The 20,488-nt window shown below is 62.6% G+C and carries 18 protein-coding genes; 10 read left to right on the forward strand and 8 right to left on the reverse strand.

Annotated features, from left to right (window positions below; all coding sequences use genetic code 11):
• Positions 1-144 precede the first annotated feature (144 nt).
• Positions 145-2,214, forward strand: a complete 2,070-nt coding sequence (locus AC0ZT5_RS14030) for a hypothetical protein (RefSeq protein WP_488496917.1) — start codon at positions 145-147, stop codon at positions 2,212-2,214.
• 167 nt (positions 2,215-2,381) lie between these two features.
• Here AC0ZT5_RS14030 and AC0ZT5_RS14035 read toward each other — a convergent pair whose 3' ends face one another.
• The gene (locus tag AC0ZT5_RS14035; RefSeq protein ID WP_488496918.1) at positions 2,382-2,570 is read right to left on the reverse strand and encodes a hypothetical protein; all 189 of its coding nucleotides are present in this window, start codon (positions 2,568-2,570) and stop codon (positions 2,382-2,384) included.
• A 111-nt stretch (positions 2,571-2,681) separates the two neighbouring features.
• The gene (mntR, locus tag AC0ZT5_RS14040; protein WP_477282499.1) at positions 2,682-3,137 is read right to left on the reverse strand and encodes a manganese-binding transcriptional regulator MntR; all 456 of its coding nucleotides are present in this window, start codon (positions 3,135-3,137) and stop codon (positions 2,682-2,684) included.
• Between the two features lie 231 nt (positions 3,138-3,368).
• On the opposite strand from mntR, the gene AC0ZT5_RS14045 reads away from it, so the two are divergent.
• From AC0ZT5_RS14045 to AC0ZT5_RS14055, 3 genes are all read left to right on the forward strand, one after another.
• Positions 3,369-4,733, forward strand: a complete 1,365-nt coding sequence (locus AC0ZT5_RS14045) for an Nramp family divalent metal transporter (RefSeq protein ID WP_488496919.1) — start codon at positions 3,369-3,371, stop codon at positions 4,731-4,733.
• Positions 4,734-4,807: 74 nt separating this feature from the next.
• Positions 4,808-5,650: a protein-L-isoaspartate O-methyltransferase family protein gene (locus AC0ZT5_RS14050; protein WP_488496920.1), complete on the forward strand. Its 843-nt coding sequence runs from the start codon at positions 4,808-4,810 to the stop codon at positions 5,648-5,650.
• A 118-nt stretch (positions 5,651-5,768) separates the two neighbouring features.
• Positions 5,769-6,422 (forward strand): dihydrofolate reductase family protein, encoded by a 654-nt coding sequence (locus AC0ZT5_RS14055; RefSeq protein WP_488496921.1) that lies wholly within the window; start codon positions 5,769-5,771, stop codon positions 6,420-6,422.
• A gap of 229 nt (positions 6,423-6,651) precedes the next feature.
• Here AC0ZT5_RS14055 and AC0ZT5_RS14060 read toward each other — a convergent pair whose 3' ends face one another.
• Positions 6,652-7,521 (reverse strand): LysR family transcriptional regulator, encoded by an 870-nt coding sequence (locus tag AC0ZT5_RS14060; RefSeq protein WP_488496922.1) that lies wholly within the window; start codon positions 7,519-7,521, stop codon positions 6,652-6,654.
• 176 nt (positions 7,522-7,697) lie between these two features.
• Here AC0ZT5_RS14060 and AC0ZT5_RS14065 point away from each other — a divergent pair, with 176 nt between their 5' ends.
• On the forward strand, positions 7,698-8,297 hold the full coding sequence (locus AC0ZT5_RS14065) for a LysE family translocator (protein ID WP_488497075.1): 600 nt from the start codon (positions 7,698-7,700) through the stop codon (positions 8,295-8,297).
• A 22-nt stretch (positions 8,298-8,319) separates the two neighbouring features.
• On the opposite strand, the gene AC0ZT5_RS14070 is transcribed toward AC0ZT5_RS14065, so the two are convergent.
• Positions 8,320-9,114, reverse strand: a complete 795-nt coding sequence (locus AC0ZT5_RS14070; protein WP_457152522.1) for an SDR family NAD(P)-dependent oxidoreductase — start codon at positions 9,112-9,114, stop codon at positions 8,320-8,322.
• 232 nt (positions 9,115-9,346) lie between these two features.
• Here AC0ZT5_RS14070 and AC0ZT5_RS14075 point away from each other — a divergent pair, with 232 nt between their 5' ends.
• Complete coding sequence (locus AC0ZT5_RS14075) at positions 9,347-9,802, forward strand: MarR family winged helix-turn-helix transcriptional regulator (protein WP_488496923.1); 456 nt, start codon at positions 9,347-9,349, stop codon at positions 9,800-9,802.
• 25 nt (positions 9,803-9,827) lie between these two features.
• On the opposite strand, the gene AC0ZT5_RS14080 is transcribed toward AC0ZT5_RS14075, so the two are convergent.
• A complete protein-coding gene (locus AC0ZT5_RS14080; RefSeq protein WP_488496924.1) occupies positions 9,828-11,006 on the reverse strand; it encodes an MFS transporter in 1,179 nt (392 codons plus the stop codon).
• A gap of 206 nt (positions 11,007-11,212) precedes the next feature.
• Here AC0ZT5_RS14080 and AC0ZT5_RS14085 point away from each other — a divergent pair, with 206 nt between their 5' ends.
• From AC0ZT5_RS14085 to carB, 4 genes are all read left to right on the forward strand, one after another.
• The gene (locus tag AC0ZT5_RS14085) at positions 11,213-11,569 is read left to right on the forward strand and encodes an ArsR/SmtB family transcription factor (protein WP_457152519.1); all 357 of its coding nucleotides are present in this window, start codon (positions 11,213-11,215) and stop codon (positions 11,567-11,569) included.
• A gap of 78 nt (positions 11,570-11,647) precedes the next feature.
• The gene (locus tag AC0ZT5_RS14090; RefSeq protein WP_488496925.1) at positions 11,648-12,406 is read left to right on the forward strand and encodes a metallophosphoesterase family protein; all 759 of its coding nucleotides are present in this window, start codon (positions 11,648-11,650) and stop codon (positions 12,404-12,406) included.
• 397 nt (positions 12,407-12,803) lie between these two features.
• On the forward strand, positions 12,804-13,709 hold the full coding sequence (locus AC0ZT5_RS14095) for an SH3 domain-containing protein (protein ID WP_488496926.1): 906 nt from the start codon (positions 12,804-12,806) through the stop codon (positions 13,707-13,709).
• 227 nt (positions 13,710-13,936) lie between these two features.
• Positions 13,937-17,440 carry a carbamoyl-phosphate synthase large subunit gene (gene carB, locus AC0ZT5_RS14100; protein ID WP_488496927.1) on the forward strand — a complete coding sequence of 1,168 codons (3,504 nt, stop codon included), beginning with the start codon at positions 13,937-13,939 and terminating at the stop codon, positions 17,438-17,440.
• A gap of 23 nt (positions 17,441-17,463) precedes the next feature.
• Here the strand turns inward: carB and AC0ZT5_RS14105 are convergent, their stop codons facing one another.
• The 3 genes from AC0ZT5_RS14105 to AC0ZT5_RS14115 form a co-directional block, all read right to left on the reverse strand.
• Positions 17,464-18,969, reverse strand: coding sequence for an anti-phage dCTP deaminase (locus AC0ZT5_RS14105; protein WP_488496928.1), 1,506 nt, complete (start codon positions 18,967-18,969; stop codon positions 17,464-17,466).
• 641 nt (positions 18,970-19,610) lie between these two features.
• On the reverse strand, positions 19,611-20,003 hold the full coding sequence (locus AC0ZT5_RS14110; RefSeq protein WP_488496929.1) for a RidA family protein: 393 nt from the start codon (positions 20,001-20,003) through the stop codon (positions 19,611-19,613).
• A gap of 82 nt (positions 20,004-20,085) precedes the next feature.
• Positions 20,086-20,478 (reverse strand): RidA family protein, encoded by a 393-nt coding sequence (locus AC0ZT5_RS14115; protein WP_488496930.1) that lies wholly within the window; start codon positions 20,476-20,478, stop codon positions 20,086-20,088.
• Between the last annotated feature and the right edge of the window lie 10 nt (positions 20,479-20,488).

A 20,488-nucleotide genomic window follows, 5' to 3' on the forward strand; every position in this document is an offset into this window, starting at 1 on the left:
CCCAACAAACAATTATCCCAATGGTTGCACCAAGTCACAGCATTTTTCGAGACTGCACCCCTGCCGATATGGCGGCCTCGCCGCTCTGGCCGAGACCACGGAAGGCTTGTAGCATCGCTGCAAACGGAGGGGGGTACGCGAGGCTTGAAGACGATCGGTGAATTCGTGTCGCTGCTCGCGGCCCTGCTCTGCCTTGGTCTCGCAAGTGCCGGCGCGGTGACGCTCGATTCCAGTGTTGCCGTCACCGATCCCGCCACTTTGCAGGCACTGGAGCGTGGCGGCCTGTCGATCAGCCGCCTGCTGGGTCCGGCACTCGGCCTCACCCGCGAGGTCGACAATCGCGGCCTGTTTTCGGTGCCGGCGCTGGCCACTGTCCGCGACACCGTCAAGCTTGAGATCGCCGACGAACCGAAGACCAGTCCCGACCCCTATGTCGCGGCCATGGCCAAGTCGAACGACACCAGCCAGAAATTCAATCCGAAATACATCGACGACGACGGCTCGACGCTCGACCTGACCGGGGTCGTCAACCGCATGGATCGCGGCTATCTAGGCCATACCGAATGCGGGGAGATCCGGCTGATCTATCGCTTCCACTATTCGGTCGCGGAAAAGCCGGTGAAGGGAAAGGCGGGCCAGCGCATTTCCTCACGCCTGCCGCTGACCATGAGCCTGGTGTTCAATGCCAAGCCCACGCGGGCCCAGGCCCGTGCTTCAAGGGATTTGCCGAGCGCAATCGATGTGTCCTGCGCCGAAATCGCCAAGCGCTGGCTTGCAGCCGGGCAGAAGGATCTGCCGCCAGACCAGTTGGCGGCGTGGCTGCGCTCCGACGAAGGGCCGCTCTCCGGCGCCATGCTGAATTCGTCGCAGATCATGCGGCTCGAACTCAACATGCAGGTGCTCAGGCTATCGGCCTCGACGCGCCGCGATTTCGGCGGCCACGCCGAATATCTGCTGAAGATCTTCAAATGGGATCCGGCCATATCGAGCTTCTACGAATCGAAGATGGAGAACCAGATCGATCGGGCCATCGTACTGGCCGATAAACCGTCATTCGCCAAATGGCTGCTCACCGACCGCAACATCTACGATCTCGATCATGGGCGGCTGGTCATCGACGAAAAGTTCCTGGCCAAGAGCGCCGTCTCCGTAGCACCCGGCGGCCTGAGCCGGTCGCAGAACAACATCGCCTATGGGCTGGTCGACGACGCCGATATCGACAAGGCGCTGAAGGACTACGTTGCCAAGGGCAACACGCTCTCCTCCGTCAAGTCGGTGGCCGGCTTCGAATTGCGGCTCAATGAGATGACCTGTACCGGCTGCCACCAGACGCATGGCATCGCCGGCTTCCACTATACCGGCGCAGACCCGGCCAGCGAGCCACGCCGCAACGCTGTCTTCGTGCCGGGCTCGGCCGTGTTCTTTGCCGATCTGCCCCGCCGCCGCGCCATCGTCGAGCAGTTCGCCGCCGGCGGCCATCCGGATTTCACGCGTGGCTTTGCCGCCCGTCCGGACCAGAAATACGCCGAGGCGCTGAAGGGCACCGACCTCTACAATGGTTGGGGCTCGATCTGCTATGGCGGCGAGGATTTGAGCTTCAAGGACTGGAGCTGCGGCGAAGGCCTGCGCTGCGCCGGCGTCCACGAGAGCGCTATCCATCCGGGCTTTGGCACCTGCGTCAGCGAGGCCGGCACGGCGGTGGGCGACCCCGTCGAGTTCGGCGAGATAAGAATGTCGACGTGGGGCAACGACCAGTATTGCCGGCTGTCGCCGGCCACCGCCAAGGCATGCGCCATCGATCCGGCGCGGGACAAGAAGCCGCCGGTCAAGCTTGCCGGCTACGGCGCCGCACGCCAGCGCTACGACAATCCGCAGCAAAAGACCGGCGGCTTTCCCGGCGGTCTGCTGCGCAAGGCGAGCTGCGACAAGCTTCCCGACGAGGCGACGTGCGGCAGGCTGGCCAAGACCGGTTTCAACGACTGCATTGCGTCGGGCAAGGACCACAAATTCTGCACCAAGGAATTCACCAAGACCGCCGGCCTGCGCGCCTGCGATAAGGCGCATCCCTGCCGCGAGGACTATATCTGCACCGCCGGCTATGACGACCTACCCCAGGCCAAGCCTGGTGAAGGGACCTGCATCCCGCCCTATTTCATCTTCCAGTTCCGTGTCGACGGCCACCCCAGAAGCTGGGTGCAAGATGTCAGGGAGTGAGAGCCCGGTTTTGCCGCAGGCAAATTGATAGGCCCACCGGTCCTTTCAAAGGGCTAACGCCCGGGCCATAGCCTAGGGACAAGCGGTTCTGCCACAACGAAGGTGCGGTTGCTGCGTCTCAGCAAACGGCTTTCGCCGACAATTGCCGATGTCTGGCCGACAGGCGCCTAATCCCTCTGCTTGGCGCCGGCGCTCTTGCCATCGGAACTTTTAGAGCGCTCCTCGAAACGCGCGGCGCCCTTCTTCAGCGGATGGCCGGTCTCGGCCTCGGTCTTGCGCTCGTCCTTCGCCGCCGCCTGCTTCAGTCCCTTGGCCGCCTGCCTGCCCTTTGCGGTCGGTGCCTGTTCAACGCCCATCGCTTCCTCCCTTGGCGCGCACGTCAATCGCGCGGTGTGAGGAGCAACGTGCGTGACATCAGGTGGTTCCCGCGCGGCTTCGTCGTTCGGGAAACGCGGCGCTGACGCAGCTCAGCGCGCCGCCGTCATCGCCTTACGAAACGCTTCCAGCGTCTCGGCGCTGACATGGTGCTCGATGCCCTCGGCATCGATGCGCGCGGTCTCGGCGCTGACGCCGAGCGAACGCAAAAAGGCTTCCACCGTCTGGTGGCGGATGCGGCTTTCCTCCGCGACCTTGCGGCCGGCCACGGTCAGGAACACGCCGCGATAGGGTTTTCTCGACACCAGCCCATCGGCGCACAGCCTGGTCAGCATCTTGGCCACCGTCGGCTGGGCGACGCCGAGCCGTGCGGCGATATCGACCTGGCGCGCCTCGTTGCCGTCTTCGATCAGGTCGGCGATCAGCTCGACATAATCCTCCACCAGCGCGCTGCGGCGCGCTTCGCGCGTGTGCCTGAACCCTTCCGAATGGACGTCGGCGTCAGGCAGCGGCTTTTCGCGCGGGACCGGTCTGTTCTTCAGCGCCAATGCGCGCCCCTCCTGGGAGTTTAGCCGTCCATGCATTCATAGCACGGGCTCTGATTCTTCAGGCCGTTTATTTGCATTCCGCCACAGGCGCAACCGGCGTTGTCGGCGACCGTTCCCGTGCCAGGTCACGGCCCGAACAAAAAGCACCGACAATGAAATATAGCATATTGCATAATGTTGAGCCATGGCATAGCTTAGGGCAACACCGACACGTCTCGCGGAAAGCCCCTCATGTCTGAAGCAGAAGCCACAGCCTCCCAATCCACTTGGCGGTTCGCCAGGCCCGAGGAGGACGAGCAGCCCAGCCTGCGCGAGGTCAATTCTTCCATCGCGGTTCCGAATTCGGGCGTCTGGTTCCGCCGGCTGTTCGCCTTCATGGGCCCAGGCTATATGGTCTCGGTCGGCTATATGGATCCGGGTAACTGGGCGACCGACCTCGCCGGTGGCGCGCAGTTCGGCTACACGCTGCTGTTCATCATCATGCTCTCCAACCTGATGGCGATCCTGCTGCAGGCGCTGGCTGCACGCCTCGGCATCGCCACCGGCCGCGACCTCGCCCAGGCCTGCCGCGCCTACTATCCGCGCCCCGTCAATTTCATGCTGTGGATCGCGTGCGAACTGGCCATCATTGCTTGCGACCTGGCCGAAGTCATCGGCACCGCGATCGCGCTGCAGCTTCTGTTCGGCATTCCGCTGATCGGCGGCGCCATGCTCACGGCGCTCGATGCCTTTCTCGTGCTTCTGTTGATGAACAAAGGTTTTCGCTATCTCGAAGCCTTCGTCATCGCGCTCCTGATCATCATCTTCAGCTGCTTTGCCATCCAGATCTTTGTCGCCGCCCCGCCGGCCGGCTCGATCCTGCATGCAATGTTCATTCCGTCGTCCGAGATCGTCACCAATCCGGCAATGCTCTACATCGCCATCGGCATCATCGGCGCCACCGTCATGCCGCACAATCTCTATCTGCACTCCTCAATCGTGCAGACCCGCGCCTATGAGCGCACCGACAAGGGCAAGCGCGACGCCATCAAATGGGCGACGACGGACTCGACCATCGCCCTGATGCTCGCCTTGTTCGTCAACGCCTCGATCCTGATCGTGTCGGCGGTCGCCTTCCACAACACCGGCCACCAGGATGTCGCCGAGATCGGCCAGGCCTTCGAGCTGCTGTCGCCGCTGCTGGGCCTCGGCATCGCCTCGATCCTGTTCGCCGTCGCGCTGCTGGCTTCGGGCCTGAACTCGACTGTGACGGCGACGCTGGCCGGCCAGATCGTCATGGAAGGTTTCCTGCGCCTGCGCATCCCTAACTGGGCACGGCGCCTGCTGACGCGCGGGCTCGCCATCATCCCGGTGGTGATCGTCACCGCGCTCTATGGCGAAAAAGGCACCGGCCAGTTGCTGGTGTTCAGCCAGGTGATCCTGTCGATGCAGCTGCCCTTCGCGGTTGTCCCGCTGGTGCAGTTCGTCTCCGACAGGAAGAAGATGGGCAACCTCGCCATTCCGCGCGGCGTCGCCGCACTGGCCTGGGTGGTCGCCGCGATCATCCTGGTGCTCAACTTCAAGCTACTCTACGACACCATGTTCGGGGTCGGCTAAGACCCGAAATCGACTGCTCTGCTGAGAGATAGTCCGGCGACAAATCGGCAATCCGCGCTATCTTCTCCCCCGTCATGAGCGGGATCGAAGACGTCAGGAAGTTCTACGCGAGGCTGATGGCCGCCAATGCCGGCTCGCCCGATCCGCGCCTGGAGGCGGTCTTCGCCGAGGTGCCGCGCGAAGCCTTCCTCGGTCCTGGGCCGTGGACGATCATCGCCGGCAACGGCAAGATCACGACGCCGAGCGCGGATCCGGCTCACATCTACCAGAACGTGCTGGTGGCGCTCGACAACGACAAGGGCATCAACAATGGCGAGCCGTTCCTGCACGCCATGTGGATCGGCAAGCTTGCGCCGAAACCCGGCGAAGCCGTTTGCCACATCGGCGCCGGCACCGGCTACTACACCGCGGCGCTGGCCAAACTGGTTTCGCCCGGCGGCACCGTCACCGCTCTCGAACTCGACAAAAACCTGGCCGAACTCGCACGACAAAATCTCGAAACCTATGGCAACGTGACCGTCGTCCATGGCGATGCCGTGACGACGCCCTTGCCGCCATCCGACATCATCTATGTCAATGCCGGCGTCGCCGCGCCGCCGGCAGGATGGCTGAAGGCGCTGCGCCCAGGCGGCCGCATGATCTTTCCCTGGCGCCCGGCCGAGCGCGTTCCGCTGGCGGTGATTGTGACCCGCACCGCAAAAGGCTTCGCCTGCGATCCCTTCATGCGCTCATGGTTCATTCCATGTGTCGGCGCCTCGGTGGTAGATGCTACGGCGAAGATCCCGACGCGCGACCAGGCCGCGAGCAGCCGCTCGATCTGGCTGACGTCGGACAAGGTGCCGGACCGCACCGCCACAGCAATCTTCGGCGAGGTCTGGTTCTCCTCGCGCGCCCTCGATGCAAGGCCTCGCAGATGATGCATCGACGGCGGGCCCGCCAAAATTTTGCCAGCGGTGTCGGACGGGCGGCTATTCGCTCGTCCTTGGGCTGAAGTCCAGCCGCTACGGCTTGGATTGAAGAAACCGGAGCACTGGAATGAGAAAGATCATCGCCGCGACATTCGTCAGCCTCGATGGCGTCATGCAGGCCCCAGGCGGTCCGGAAGAGGATCCGGCCGGCGGCTTCAAGTTCGGCGGCTGGACGTTCCACTACTGGGACGACGCCATGGGCGCGTTCATGGGCGAGACCTTCACCAAGCCCTTCGACCTGCTGCTTGGCCGCAAGACCTACGACATCTTCGCGGCGCACTGGCCGTACCAGGACAACGATCCGATCGCTGAAAGCTTCAACGCCGTCACCAAATATGTAGCGACGCACCGGCACGACACGCTGACCTGGAACAACAGCCAGTCGCTGGGCGACGACGTCGTGGCCACGCTGCGCAAGCTGAAGCAGCAAGACGGCCCGGACCTGCTGATCCAGGGTTCGAGCGACCTGATCCAGACCTTGCTCGCCAATGATCTGATCGACGAGATCAACCTCCTGATCTTCCCGCTGGTGCTGGGCAAGGGAAAGCGGCTGTTCGGCAACGGCACCATGCCTTCCGGCTTGAAGCTGACCCGTTCGCAGGCCTCCAGCACCGGCGTCATCATGGCGACCTATGAGCGCGGCGGCGAGATCAAGACCGGATCGTTCGCGCCGGAAAAGCCGTCCGAGGCAGAGATCGAGCGGCGCAAGAATTGGAAGTAGCGTGTCGGACTCGGTATCAAGCTGGAGCACCCCTCATCCGACCGAGCTTTGCTCGGCCACCTTCTCCCACAAGGGGAGAAGGTGAAGCCTGGCATATACGGCGCAGCCAATCTCAACGTTGACGATCAGCAATGACATCCGTGCGCGCTTGCCTTCTCCCCTTGTGGGAGAAGGTGGATCGGCGCACAGCGCCGAGACGGATGAGGGGTGCTCTAGTGAACTGCAACCTTCACGCTGCCACCAGCCGCCGTGCCAGCCCTTCGCGAAAATACCGCGCGAATTCCTGTGCAGCGGGTCCGACACTATGCCTCGGCAAATGCAGGTTGATCGAGAAATTCGGCAGCGGCGGTAGCCCGGACTCCAATGGCAATATGTCGAGATCGGCCGGCACGGTGGAGGCCAGCCATGTGGTGACGGCGAGGTCCGAGCGCACCGTTGCCGTCGTCGCGTCGATGTTGCCGTTCTCGAACACGGTGCGCCATTCCAGCCCGTGCTCGCTGAGCGCCGACAGCACTGCCGGCCGGAAGGCGCAGGTGTCGGCAACGATCGAAACCGGCAGCGGCCGCTTGGCCCGGGCAACGCCGGCCCTGGCGCCGACCCAGACCAGCCGGTCTATGGCCAGGCACTCGCCGGCCGACGGGCCGACCCGTTCCTCGATCACCGCAAGGTCGATCGTGCCTGCCGCGAGAGCAGCAGTCAGTTCCGGTGACGAGGCACAGACCAGCGATATCTCGACCTGCGGATAGGTCTCGGCATAGCGCTTCAGCACCGGCGCCAGCAAGGTGCCGACAAGATCGTAGGGCACGCCGAGCCGCACCTGGCCGGCCACCCCGGTGCCCGCCATCTCGCCCCAGATCTCGTCATTCAAGGCCAGCAGCCGCTTGCCCTTACCGAAGAGCCGCTCACCAGCGCGCGTCAGTCTGAGGCCGCGCCGGTCGCGCTCGAACAGGCTGGCGCCGAGCGCCTCCTCCAGCCGCTTGACCTGCTGGCTGACGGCGCCTTGCGTCAGGTGCAGCGCATTGGCAGCCGCCGTCATGCTGGCCTTGTCGGCGACGGTGACGAAGGTGCGGATCAGCGCCATGTCGAGATTTCGGATCATAGCTGCATTATGTCTTCTAATGCCAAGCATAGCAAACATTGTATTTACTGAAGTTCATGCGCGGCTAGGATGGCGGTGTCCGTCGATGCATGTCGCCCAAAAATGCGCAGCGGTTTTGGGAGAACGAGATGCAGAAACAAAACTTGAAGCGTGTCGACACGCTTAAAGGAAGCCGCATGCTCGAGCCGATCATCCCCCTCGTCCTGTTTGCGATCATTGCCACCACCACGCCCGGCATCGCCACGACCCTGTCGACGGCGTCCGGCGCGCAGTTCGGCTTTCGCCGTTCCGTTCCCTTGCTCGTTGGAAGTGCCGCCGGCCTCGCCACGGTGACGGCCGCCGCGGCCGCCGGGCTCGCCGGCCTGCTGCTTGCGGTGCCCTCGCTGCAACTGGCGATGAAGGTCGTCGGCTCGCTCTATCTCGTCTGGCTGGCGATCAAGATCGGTCGCAGCGGACCGCCCGACCTGGACGTCACCATGGCCAGTCCGAACAGCTTTCTCGGCGGCGCCGGCATTCAATGGATGAACCCCAAGGGCTGGGCGATGGGGCTCGGCGCGGCAGCCTCGTTCGCGGCTTTGACCAGCGGCCCGCTGCAGCTTGCGCTGCTGCTAGGCGCCACCTTCGGCTTGGCAGCAGCTGCCTCGCTGTCGCTGTGGTGCGTGGCCGGGATGCTGCTTGCCCGGCTGCTCAAGACAGAATGGCAATGGCGCGCGCTCAACATCGTGATGGCGCTGGTGCTTGCCGCCTCGATCATTCCAATGTGGCGGTCGGCCTGAACGCCAACCGCCACACGCGGGCTCAAGCCGCGTAGCGTGCCGCCGGCTTGTTGGCATGCAGGCTGCCGTAGAAGGCTTGGCGCGCGCCGAGGAAAGTGTCCAGCTTGGTGGCGTCGGCAAGCCCCGGCACGGTAACCGTTTCGCCCTTGGCCAGGCCGACAAGTGCGGCATCGACCAGATCGTCCGCCGTCATGACGATCTCCTGCGGAAGGCTATCGATATCGCTGCCGGCGATCTCCCAGAAATCGGTCCGGGTCGCGCCTGGCAGCACCACCTGCGCCTTCACCTGCGTACCCGCAACTTCGCGCTGCAGGGCTTCGGTGAAGTTGACGACATAGGCCTTGGTGCCGCTGTAGATGCCGCCGAACGAGGTGTCGAAGGCAAGCACCGAGGCGATGTTGACGATGGCGCCACGGTTGCGCGCCACCAGACCTGGCAGCACCGCACGGGTCAGCCGCGTCAAGGCGATGACATTGACCTTGATCATGCGCTCGACGGCGTCGGCATCGGCTGTCGCCACCACCTGCTGGCCGCCAATGCCGGCATTGTTGACCAGCACCGTCACGCTGTCGTCGGCGGCGATCGCCTGCTCGACGCGGCGGACATCATTGTCGTCGGCGAGATCGGCGCTGATCACGCTGACCTTGCGGCCGTAGGCATAGCGCAGCTTCTCCGCCAGTTCCTCGAGCCGGTCGGCGCGCCGCGCCACCAGCAGCAGGTCATAGCCCTGCCCTGCCAGCCGATCCGCATAGACCGCACCGATGCCCGCCGAAGCTCCGGTGACCACCGCCGTGCCCTTGTTGCTCTGTCCACTCATTGTCTTGTTCCTTCTTCGACTGATTGCTTCGCTTCGACTTTTGCCGCCGGCACCGTGGGCAACTGCCCTTGCCTTGCCGCCAAAGTCATCTGATTTCATTTAGTGGCATATACCACTATCCTTGAAATAGGCATATGCCACTATCTTGTCAATGATCGGGACTGAGATTATTTAGGGGTAAGCGGTCGGGCGTGATGCAGCCGTCGCCGAGAGAAAGAGCCGAGAGAAAAACATGTCAAAAGATGCCCTGCCCGGCCTGACGCTGTGCAACAACGCCATGCTGCGTCGCGCGGCACGCAAGCTCGGCCAGTATTATGATGATGTGCTCGCGCCTTCGGGCCTCAAGGCCACGCAGCAGGGCCTGCTTTACCAGATCCATATCGGCAACGAGCCGGCGATGGGTGCCATTGCCGCGTCCCTGATCATGGACCTGTCGGCGCTTGGCCACACGCTGAAGCCACTGATCCGCGACGGCTATGTCGAGACTTTCGCCGATCCGGACGACCGCCGCATCAAGCGCGTGCGGCTGACGCCGCAAGGTCTGGTCAAACTCGATGAGGCGATGAAGCTGTGGCACGTCGCCCAGCAGCGTTTCGAGGACGTGGTCGGCAAGGATCAGGCGGCAAAACTGCGCGCGGCGCTGGATGATATCGCCGCGCTCGATTTCGAGCTGCCGCCGGCCGGCTAAGGCAGCCGACGGGCTTCCGAAAAGACTATTCAGCCGGCATTGCAACCGGCCGCGCCGCCCAGCGACCGGCCAGCACGATGCCGAGCCCGATGATCGGGAAGGCCGCGGCGACCAGCCCGAGATCGGCCGGCGCGCCGTAGCGCAGCACGGCGCCACCGACCACGGCGCCCAGCGCCACGCCGAGATAGAGTGCCGAACCGTTGAGCGACAGCACGATCGGCGCGGCGTCGGGCGCCAGCTTGATGATGCGGCTGGCCTGCGCCGGTGGGAACGCCCAGCCGACAATGCCCCACGGCACCATCATCGCCATCAGCGCCGGCCCGGCAATATGGGACGGCAGGAAGGTCGGGATAACCGACAGCATGACCAGCATCGCCGCACTCAGCGTCAGCGACCAGCCGACGGTGCGCGTCGCGCCGAAACGGTCGGCCGCCTGGCCGCCGGCGATGTTGCCGATGACGGCGCCGACACCGAAGGCGAGCAGCATGCCGGGCAGCGCGATCTGGCTGAGCCCGCCGCCCTCGATGGCGAGCGGCGCGACATAGGCAAAGACGGTGAAGGCGCCGGTCAGCGCCAGAAGCGTCGTCAGCAGGATCGGCATCACGCCGGGACGCATGGCCGCTGCCAGCCTGCGCTTCAGGGGCAGCCTGGTGCCGACGATGCCGCGCGGCAGCCGGTACCAAAGGATCGCGCCGGCAAGCGCGCCAAGGCCGGCGATGGCGTAGAACGTGCCGCGCCAGCCGGCGATTGTCGCAACCAGCGCACCGAGCGGCGCGCCGACCGCGACGGCCACCGTGGTGCCGCCGACGACGACGGCAATGGCGCGGGCCCGGTGATGGTCATCGACCAGCGCCACCGCCGTGCCTTGCGCGGTCGCGGCGAACAGGCCCGACGACAGCGCCATGACGATGCGCGCGATCAACAGCAGTTCGAAGGAGGAGCTCAAGGCGGCGGCAATGTTGCCGATGACGAAGAACACCAGCGTCCACAGGATGACGCGGCGCCGGTCCCATTCGCCGGTCAGCGTCGCCAGGATCGGCGTGCCCACCGCATAGGCCAGCGCGAAGGCGGTGATCAGCGTGCCGGCCAGCGGAATGGAGATGCCCGCGTCCGCCGCGATGTCCGGCAAAAGGCTGGAGATGACGAAGCCTTCGGTCGAGATCGTGAACGATCCGAGCGCAAGCCAGAAGAGGCGCTTGTCCATGGGGCGGGTCCTTAGTTCAAAAGTTATTGAACAATTGGACATGGCAGGGCATGATGTCAATGAAGCCAGGGAAAAATAGCAGCACCCTCCTGACAGCCCTGTGTCAGCACAGTCGGTCAGCACGGATCGCAACGGAAGAACGGCGCGTATGCGCAGAGCAGGATGGATGCGTTGAAATCGGCCCGAACTGTGCTTAGTTTCCAGCCATGACCTTGCCACACCCCAATACCGACCAGATCAGCCTGCCGATCGTGCTCGGCGTGCTCGGTGACCCGACGCGGCTCGCCATCGTGCGCTATCTCGCCAGCAAGGAAGGCGTGGCGCTGAACTGCAGCCAGTTCCTCGACCTCGGCTCCAAGACCAATCTGAGCTATCATCTGGCCAAACTGCGCGAGGCCGGGGTCACCCGCGCCGAAGTCGTTGGCACCAACCGCATGATAACGCTGCGTCGCGCCGACCTCGACGCCCGCTTCCCCGGCCTGCTCGACAGCGTCATCGCCGCCGCCGGAGACGATCCCGCGCTGCCCGCGGTCGGTGGCCACGATCTTGAAGTTTCCGCCTGACCCTTGCAGGAATTGGGTTCCTCGCCCCGCATAGCGGGGGAAAGAGAAAACGCTGCCCCACGTTCGGAGCCACCCAAGATGCGCATCGCCGTCCTCGCCGATATCCATGGCAATGTGCTGGCGCTGGACGCCGTGCTTGACGATCTGAAGCAGCGCGGCGGCGCCGACCTGACCGTCAATCTCGGCGACAGCGTTTCCGGCCCGCTGTGGCCACGCGAGACGTTTGCGCGGCTGGAGGCGCTCAACCTGCCGACGGTGCGCGGCAACCACGACCGCCGCGTCGCCGCCGATCCGACCAGCGACGAGATGTGGCCTTCCGACGCCTATGCGCAGCAGCGGCTGACGCTGGCGCAGCGCGAGGCGCTGTTCGCGCAGCCGCTGGCGCTGGAGATCGCGCCCGGCATCATCGCCTTCCACGCCCGTCCCGACCATGACGAGAAATATCTGCTCGATGCGATCACCGATGGCCAGCTGGTGCGCGCGCCATTGGCGGCGATCCGGCGCCGGCTGAAGGCGCTTGACCCGGCCTGCCGCATCGCGCTGTGCGGCCACAGCCACCGGGCCGAGCTGATCCGCATTCCCGATGGTCCGGTCGTCTTCAATCCCGGCAGCATCGGCTGCCCCGCCTATGACGATTCGACGCCGCCCGCGCATGTCTCGGAGCAGGGCTCGCCGCATGCGCGCTACGGCATTGTCACCTTGGGCAGCGCCGGCCAGCCCGACCGCTTCGAGGCCATCGCCGTCGACTACGACCACGAAGCCGCGGCCAGACAGGCCGAAGATGCGGGACGCCCGGAATGGGCCCACGCGCTCAGGACCGGCTTCATGCCGGGCTGAGCGTAGCTCATGCCGGGCTGAACTCGTTGATGCCGCCAGCCTCCCTGACCCGTAAACTTGCAACGCCAAGCCGCCGCGGCTAGACACGAAATGCCCTCAGCCAGGCCGGGAGGATTGACCTGGCGAGGGGATCAGCTGGGGCTTCGCAAGGAGCAGCAGGGTTTCTCCCGTCCGCCCAGCACCATGGTTCGTTCGAATTTTCGGGCTTACATGGCGGCGCGCCGTCGCTTATAAAACCGGCCGGGCATGCGACGGGCTCGATCCATAGCGTGCACGGTGTCTTTGAGTATCAGCGCACGGCCGAATGATGAGGCGCACAGTTACGCTCCGAACAACCCTGCATGCGCTGATTGCGGCTCCGCTTCTGATGGCGGCCTGGCCGGCTGTTGGCCCCGCCATGGCCGAAGAATCGCCGGATCTCGTCATCTCCATCGTCACCGGCCTTGCGCCGGATGACCTTCTCAATATCCGCACAGCAGCATCGCCGGTCGCCACGGTCGAAGCGCGTCTGGCCGGAGGCGCCAGCGTCACCAATCTCGGCTGCAACGACGTCAACGGCAACAAATGGTGCAAGGTCGAGAGCACCGGCAAGGACAAGCTGAGCGGATGGGCGCCGGCGCGCTACCTCATCCCACTCAATCCGGCCCCCTATGTCGAAGGTCAGGCAAGACCGGCCGACGCACCGACGGTCGCCTCCACTGGCAATGAGGCCGATCAGGCATCGGCGCCGGACAAACCACAAACCGGCGACCCCGCCAAGCCACAGCCGCCGATCGCAACGCCGCCCGACCTGGCGGCGCGCCTGGGTGGCGCGGGTCCGGAGGCTGGCGCCGAAAGCACCCAGAGATCAGCCGTCGAAATCGGCCAAACGGCCATGCGAGACGCCTACGGCCTGGCCTTCGCGGTGCAGGAAAACCCGACGACCGGCGAGATCGAAAAGCCGCCGGCCGCGGCATCCATTGCCCCGCCGCCTGACTCGCAAGCCGTCGCGCGGCTGGAACCGCCAGCCGGCCATGCCACCCCATCTGACCACGTCACCAAAGAAATTCCCTGCGCCCGCTATGTCGGCGAGCCGATGACGCGCTGCGCGGTCAGCGTCGTGCACGCCGGCACGGACAAGGCCGACGTCACCGTCACCTGGCCCGACGGCGGCACCCGCGTCATCTCCTTCGTCGCCGGCAAGCCGGCCGGCTCGGACGGGCAGACCGACTTCCGCTTCACCCGTGAAGGCAGCCTGAACATGATCCGCATCGGCGTCTCCGAACGCTTCGAGATAACGGATCAGCTGGCGCTGGGGGATTAGTCTTAGGGGAGTAAGCGAGTAGGGCAGTAAGGCAGTATGTTTGCAGCGCGCTCCAAACTCTACCTACTCCCCTACTCCCCTACTCCCCTCATTTTCGGGGTTACATCGGGCAAAACTCTTCCCTATAAGGCCCTCCTAGCCTGATACCAGAATCGCGAGCACAACCGGCCGGGTCTTCCCGTCCCGGTTTTTTGTGCAAGCCGCCCGCCGAACGGAACTTATCGCCCATGCCAAGACGCACTGACATCAAGTCGATCCTGATCATCGGGGCCGGCCCCATCGTCATCGGCCAGGCCTGCGAGTTCGATTATTCCGGCACCCAGGCCTGCAAAGCGCTGAAGGAAGAGGGTTTTCGCGTCATCCTGGTCAATTCCAACCCGGCCACAATCATGACCGATCCGGAACTGGCCGACGCCACCTATATCGAGCCGATCACGCCGGAAGTCGTGGCCAAGATCATCGCCAAGGAGCGGCCCGATGCGCTGCTGCCGACCATGGGCGGCCAGACCGCGCTCAACACCGCTTTGTCGCTGCGCCGCATGGGCGTGCTCGAGCGCTACAATGTCGAGATGATCGGCGCCGACGCCACGGCGATCGACAAGGCCGAGGACCGCGCGCTGTTTCGCGAGGCGATGAAGAAGATCGGGCTGGAAACGCCGAAGTCGATGCTGGCCAACGCCACCGACGTCAAGAACACCGACCGCAAGACGCATGAGGCCGAGCGCGCCGCCGTCAAGGCTGAGGCCCCGGCCGATCTCGACGCCGCGCTCGACGCGCTGGAAACCCGCTGGAACCTCGGCGAAGGCGACCGCAAGCAGCGCTACATCAGCCATGGCATGGCGATCGCAGCCCAGGCGCTCGACCATGTCGGCCTGCCGGCCATCATCCGCCCGTCCTTCACCATGGGCGGCACCGGCGGCGGCATCGCCTACAACCGCGCCGAATTCTACGACATCGTTCAGTCCGGCCTCGATGCCTCGCCGACCACCGAAGTGCTGATCGAGGAGAGCGTGCTCGGCTGGAAGGAATATGAGATGGAGGTCGTCCGCGACAAGGCGGACAATTGCATCATCGTCTGCTCGATCGAGAACATCGACCCGATGGGCGTGCATACCGGCGATTCGATCACCGTCGCCCCAGCGCTCACGCTCACCGACAAAGAATACCAGATGATGCGCAACGCCTCGATCGCGGTGCTGCGCGAGATCGGCGTCGAGACCGGCGGTTCCAACGTGCAGTTCGCGGTCAACCCGGCCGATGGCCGTCTGGTGGTGATCGAGATGAACCCGCGCGTCTCGCGCAGCTCCGCCCTGGCTTCCAAGGCGACCGGTTTCCCCATCGCCAAGATCGCGGCCAAGCTCGCCGTCGGCTACACGCTGGACGAGCTGGAGAACGACATTACCGGCGGCGCCACGCCGGCCTCCTTCGAGCCGTCGATCGATTACGTCGTCACCAAGATCCCGCGTTTTGCCTTCGAGAAATTCCCCGGCGCCGAGCCGGTGCTGACCACCGCCATGAAGTCGGTCGGCGAAGTCATGGCTATCGGCCGCACTTTCCAGGAATCGCTGCAGAAGGCCTTGCGTGGTCTCGAAACCGGCCTCACCGGCCTCGACGAGATCGAGATCCCCGGCCTCGGCCATGGGACCGCGATCGCCAACCATGCCGACGACCGCAACGCCATCCGCGCAGCACTGGGCACGCCGACGCCCGACCGGCTGCGCATGGTGGCGCAGGCGATCCGCATGGGCACCTCGCTGGAAGACGTGCACGCCATGTGCAAGATCGACCCATGGTTCCTCGAGCAGATCGCCGGCATCGTCGCCATGGAAGCCCGCATCCGCGAGCACGGCATCCCGGGCGACGCCGTCAATCTGCGCATGCTGAAGGCGATGGGTTTTTCCGACGCCCGCCTCGCTTCGCTGACCAGGACCGACATCGAGATAGTCCAGAAGGCTCGCGAAAAGCTCAACGTTCACCCGGTCTACAAGCGCATCGACACCTGCGCGGCCGAGTTCGCCTCGCCCACCGCCTACATGTACTCGACCTATGAAGTGCCGTTCGCCGGCCACCTCGCCAACGAGGCGCAGGTGTCGTCGCGCAAGAAGGTTGTCATCCTCGGCGGCGGCCCCAACCGCATCGGCCAGGGCATCGAGTTCGACTATTGCTGCTGCCACGCCGCCTTTGCGCTGCGCGACGCCGGCTATGAAGCGATCATGATCAACTGCAACCCGGAGACCGTGTCGACCGATTACGACACATCCGACCGGCTCTATTTCGAGCCGCTGACGGCGGAAGACGTGCTGGAGATCCTGCGCGCCGAACAAGCGTCTGGCGAACTGGTCGGCGTCATCGTCCAGTTCGGCGGCCAGACGCCGCTGAAGCTGGCCGACGCGCTGGAAAAGGCCGGCATACCGATCCTCGGCACCTCGCCTGACATGATCGATCTTGCCGAAGACCGCGACCGCTTCCAGAAGCTGCTGCACAAGCTCGGCCTCAGCCAGCCGAAGAATGGCATCGCCTACTCGGTCGAGCAGGCGCGCCTTGTTGCCGGCGAGCTCGGCTTCCCTCTGGTCGTGCGCCCGTCCTATGTGCTCGGCGGCCGCGCCATGCAGATCATCCATGACGAGGGCATGCTGCAATCCTACCTGCTCGACACCGTGCCCGGCCTGGTGCCGGAGGACATCAAGCAGAAATACCCCAACGACAAGACCGGCCAGATCAACACGCTCTTGGGCAAGAACCCGCTGCTGTTCGACACCTATCTCTCAGGCGCCATCGAGGTCGATGTCGACTGCCTCTGCGACGGCAAGGCGACCTTCGTCTCCGGCATTCTGGAGCACATCGAGGAGGCCGGCATCCATTCAGGCGACAGTGCCTGCTCGCTGCCGGTGCACTCTCTGCCTTCGGAGCTGGTGGATGAGTTGGAGCGCCAGACGGCGGCTCTGGCCCGCGCGCTCAATGTCGGCGGCCTGATGAACGTGCAGTATGCGATCAAGGACGGCACGGTCTATGTGCTGGAGGTCAACCCGCGCGCGTCGCGCACCGTGCCCTTCGTCGCCAAGACCATAGGCCGGCCGATCGCGAAAATCGCCGCCCGCATCATGGCCGGCGAGACGCTGGAAGACGCTTTCGCCCATTACGGCGCCATGCCCGACCCCAGGAACCCCGGCCACATCGCGGTCAAGGAAGCGGTGTTCCCGTTCGCCCGCTTCCCCGGCGTCGACATATTGCTCGGCCCGGAAATGCGCTCGACCGGCGAGGTCATGGGGCTCGACCGCGACTTCGCGCTGGCCTTCGCCAAGAGCCAGCTCGGCGCCGGCGTCGACCTGCCGCGCTCCGGCACGCTGTTCGTCTCGGTGCGCGACGAGGACAAGAAAGGCATATTGCCGGCGGTCAAGCGCCTCTCCGGGCTCGGCTTCAAGGTGCTGGCCACTTCTGGCACCCAACGCTTCCTCGCCGAAAACGGCGTCGTCGCCGAGAAGATCAACAAGGTCCTGGAAGGCCGCCCGCACATCGAAGACGCCATCCGCAACCGCCAGGTGCAGATCGTCTTCAACACCACGGACGGCCAGAAGGCGGTGTCGGACTCCAAGTCGCTGCGCCGCGCCACGCTGATGCAAAAGGTGCCGTATTACACGACGCTGTCGGGAGCGGCCGCGGTGGCGGAGGCGATTGCGGCACTGAAGGCTGGGAGCCTGGAGGTCAGGCCGCTGCAGGAGTATTTTGCGTGACCGCATCAAAAGATCGGAATAACCTATCCCTCGATGACAGCCCCGAAGCGTTCGATTGCAGATCGAATACTTTGTAGAACTGTCTCTTCAAGCTGGGTATAGAAAGGGGACTTAATATCGAAGAACGGTTTTTTCTGTCCGGACATATAATGTTCGAAATCTCCGTTCTTTTCTTTACGTCGACTTCTCTCAAAAAATTCTCGATACCTGCGCGGTGTGACGCCAAAGAAATGTTTAAACTCTACCGAGGGGTAGTCCTTGTAGCCACCCCTTTCTTGACCTTCAATTTCTATAGAGTCAGCATGCAGCCTTGCGGCTAGGCTCTTTGGATAAGGTTCAAGGAAAACAACTTCTGAGACGCCGCTAGCTACTATGTGCTTTGCACACATATGACAAGGGAAAGTAGTAGTAAAAAGGACGGAGTCTTTAACAGATCTACCAATACGAGCAGCGTCAAGTAATGCTGACATCTCAGCATGAACAATTCGTCCGTATTCCAAAGCGTCCATCAATGCCGCATCGTCCAACTTTCTTTTTGTTTCCTTATCCAGTTGAGACACGTCCTTTTCCAATATTTTCAAAATCTCGTTCAGTATCTCTCGTTTTCTCGCATCGTTGGAGTCGTTTCCTCTTTTGAACTCACGATCGTCGTTTTGCTCATCTGGCCAATAAGTACCGCCTCCGGCTTTGGGAACCTCATTAGAACCCAAAGAAATTACTTCACCTCTGTCTGAGAAGATGGCGGCGCCAACTTGCCGCGAGAGGTCAGCTGTTCGCAAGGCAGCCGACTTCGCAGCAAACATTCCATACTCCATTTTACTTGGTGTATGGAAGTTAGCAGAGAATAACAGCTCAAAAAATCGCTTAATTTGGGAAGCCACATCCGGGTCAGAAATGTCTTTGTTGACTATGAAATCCGCATCATGGAATATCTTTGCAACTCTTTGTCCGTATTTTTCTTTCTGCTGGTTTTGGTCTTCATTTACCAACTCCTCTGCGGCAGATCTAAAATGATCGTGATTCAATTCGCCAGCATCTACAGCAAAGCTACGAGCCAAATAATCGACCCTAGCCGATCGCCGAGAGTATACTGATAACTGGAAGAAAACTCTACCGTATACAGCTCTAAATAACTCTATTTCTTCTTGTCTTTTAAACTGATCTAGAATATATACCACTTTAGAAAACTTATCACTGTCTTTCTGCGCATTTCTTATTCTGCTTCCAACGATCCTATAAATCGTTAATGCAGCCAATATAGAATTGTCATCCATCTCTCTTCGAATTTGATTCCCATAATAAGATTTATATCTGTCTACTTTTGTACTCTCATTCAAGGGATCCCTTGGCAATATGAATTGCGAAAGCAATTTGTATATGTCTGTTACCTTTATCTGCCTCACCTGATAGCCGACAGCCTCAAAATGGCCTCGCAATTCGCTTACTGTCGGGCCAAGCGGCGTCCCGATGGGAGCTACTAGGCCAATCACAATTTCGGGAAATTCGATACGCGGGATTAAATGGCTCACAATGCACTTCCGAATCTGCTACTCTCCTCGTGGAGAGGGCTGACCGATGAAAGTATCACAAGTGACTAAAAAAGATACATCGCGGATTATTCGAAAATTGGAAGACGTGATCCTTGAGCATAGAGCCCATTTTGCGTCTTGGCGGAGCAATAGGTGGTCTGAGTTTGACAAGGCCACAAAGGATCGCGAGGAAAAGAAGAAAAAGAAATAAGGCCCCTAACACGAAGGCGCATTCTGTCATGCCTTCGATGTCATCCGGTGCTTGTCTACGGTATAAATGTCTTAGGGCCTAGTCCCGCTCTCATCGTTCAAGCATTCTTGCTGGCCACAGATAATGCATCATGTGGCCTCGTGCATCCGGAGCATTGGCGAATTTGATCGTCGGGCGGTCGTCCAAGTTCGCCAGGATTGGCACCTCACTCCTGCCCCGCAATCGGCCTCCCATCCTTGTGCAGTAAGCGCGCCCATCAGAACACAGGCTGATCTTGCTAATATCGCAGCAAGTGATGATATCGTCCGGGTCGCTCACGCCGAGTAACGCGCCGTGACTGACGAGCGGTTGATCATGCGTTGGCCGCTGTTCTTGGCGAAGGTAGCGCAGTCGCCGGCAGCGTCAGATCGATCAGGGAAAGCTCGATACCTCACGCCACAGCCACACACTCGATCTCGATATCAAACTCCATCGGCCATGACGCCACCGGCACGAAGCTGCGCGCCGGCGGGTTGACGCTGAAATACTTGGCATAAACCCGGTTGATGACGTTGTAGAAGCCGGAATTGACGGCGTAGATGCGCACCATCACCACGTTTTCCAGCGAAGTGCCGGCCGCCTCCAGGCAATGTTTCAGCGCCTTCAGCGACGCCTCGGTCTGCGTTTCGATGTCGCCGCGCACCATCTCGCCAGTCACCATGTCCACCGGCGGCGTCGCCGAGATGAACACGAAGCCGTTCGCCTTCACAGCTGTCGAACAGGGAAGGCCGAGCGCCTGCACCTTGGCCGACATGACAGGCACTTCGATGATTTCTTTTTTCATGCAATTCTCTCTTTGTTTGCAGGGAGCTTATCCCGGCGCCGGCGGAACGCCAGCGCCGAACCATGGTCCAGAGCCGCTCAGCTCAGGCCACCGCCACACACTCGATTTCGATATCGAACTCCATCGGCCACGACGCCACCGGCACGAAGGTCCGCGACGGCGGATTCTCGGGAAAATGCCTGGCATAGACGCGGTTGATGGCGTTGTAGAAGCCGGAATTGACGGCGTAGATGCGCACCATCACCACATTGTCCAGCGAGGTGCCAGCCGCTTCCAGGCAATGCTTCAGCGCCTTCAGCGATGCTTCGGTCTGCGCTTCGATGTCGCCCTTGACCAGCCTGCCGGTCAAGATGTCGAGCGGCGGCGTGCCGGACACGAAGACCAGCCCGGCGGCTTTGGTCACCAGCGACAGCGGCAAGCCCAAGGCACGCACGGCTGCCGACAGCACCGGCACTTCGACGATTTCTTTCTTCACGGCAATCCTC

The organism is Mesorhizobium sp. CNPSo 4670, from assembly GCF_057784235.1.

What these genes read in the sequence shown, in the direction of transcription:
- AC0ZT5_RS14035 (WP_488496918.1), bottom strand. Translation starts at nt 2,570, where the DNA reads ATGGGCGTTGAACAGGCACCGACCGCAAAGGGCAGGCAGGCGGCCAAG.
- AC0ZT5_RS14045 (WP_488496919.1), top strand. Translation starts at nt 3,369, where the DNA reads ATGTCTGAAGCAGAAGCCACAGCCTCCCAATCCACTTGGCGGTTCGCC.
- AC0ZT5_RS14050 (WP_488496920.1), top strand. Translation starts at nt 4,808, where the DNA reads ATGAGCGGGATCGAAGACGTCAGGAAGTTCTACGCGAGGCTGATGGCC.
- AC0ZT5_RS14055 (WP_488496921.1), top strand. Translation starts at nt 5,769, where the DNA reads ATGAGAAAGATCATCGCCGCGACATTCGTCAGCCTCGATGGCGTCATG.
- AC0ZT5_RS14060 (WP_488496922.1), bottom strand. Translation starts at nt 7,521, where the DNA reads ATGATCCGAAATCTCGACATGGCGCTGATCCGCACCTTCGTCACCGTC.
- AC0ZT5_RS14065 (WP_488497075.1), top strand. Translation starts at nt 7,698, where the DNA reads ATGCTCGAGCCGATCATCCCCCTCGTCCTGTTTGCGATCATTGCCACC.
- AC0ZT5_RS14070 (WP_457152522.1), bottom strand. Translation starts at nt 9,114, where the DNA reads ATGAGTGGACAGAGCAACAAGGGCACGGCGGTGGTCACCGGAGCTTCG.
- AC0ZT5_RS14075 (WP_488496923.1), top strand. Translation starts at nt 9,347, where the DNA reads ATGTCAAAAGATGCCCTGCCCGGCCTGACGCTGTGCAACAACGCCATG.
- AC0ZT5_RS14080 (WP_488496924.1), bottom strand. Translation starts at nt 11,006, where the DNA reads ATGGACAAGCGCCTCTTCTGGCTTGCGCTCGGATCGTTCACGATCTCG.
- AC0ZT5_RS14085 (WP_457152519.1), top strand. Translation starts at nt 11,213, where the DNA reads ATGACCTTGCCACACCCCAATACCGACCAGATCAGCCTGCCGATCGTG.
- AC0ZT5_RS14090 (WP_488496925.1), top strand. Translation starts at nt 11,648, where the DNA reads ATGCGCATCGCCGTCCTCGCCGATATCCATGGCAATGTGCTGGCGCTG.
- AC0ZT5_RS14095 (WP_488496926.1), top strand. Translation starts at nt 12,804, where the DNA reads ATGGCCGAAGAATCGCCGGATCTCGTCATCTCCATCGTCACCGGCCTT.
- carB (WP_488496927.1), top strand. Translation starts at nt 13,937, where the DNA reads ATGCCAAGACGCACTGACATCAAGTCGATCCTGATCATCGGGGCCGGC.
- AC0ZT5_RS14110 (WP_488496929.1), bottom strand. Translation starts at nt 20,003, where the DNA reads ATGAAAAAAGAAATCATCGAAGTGCCTGTCATGTCGGCCAAGGTGCAG.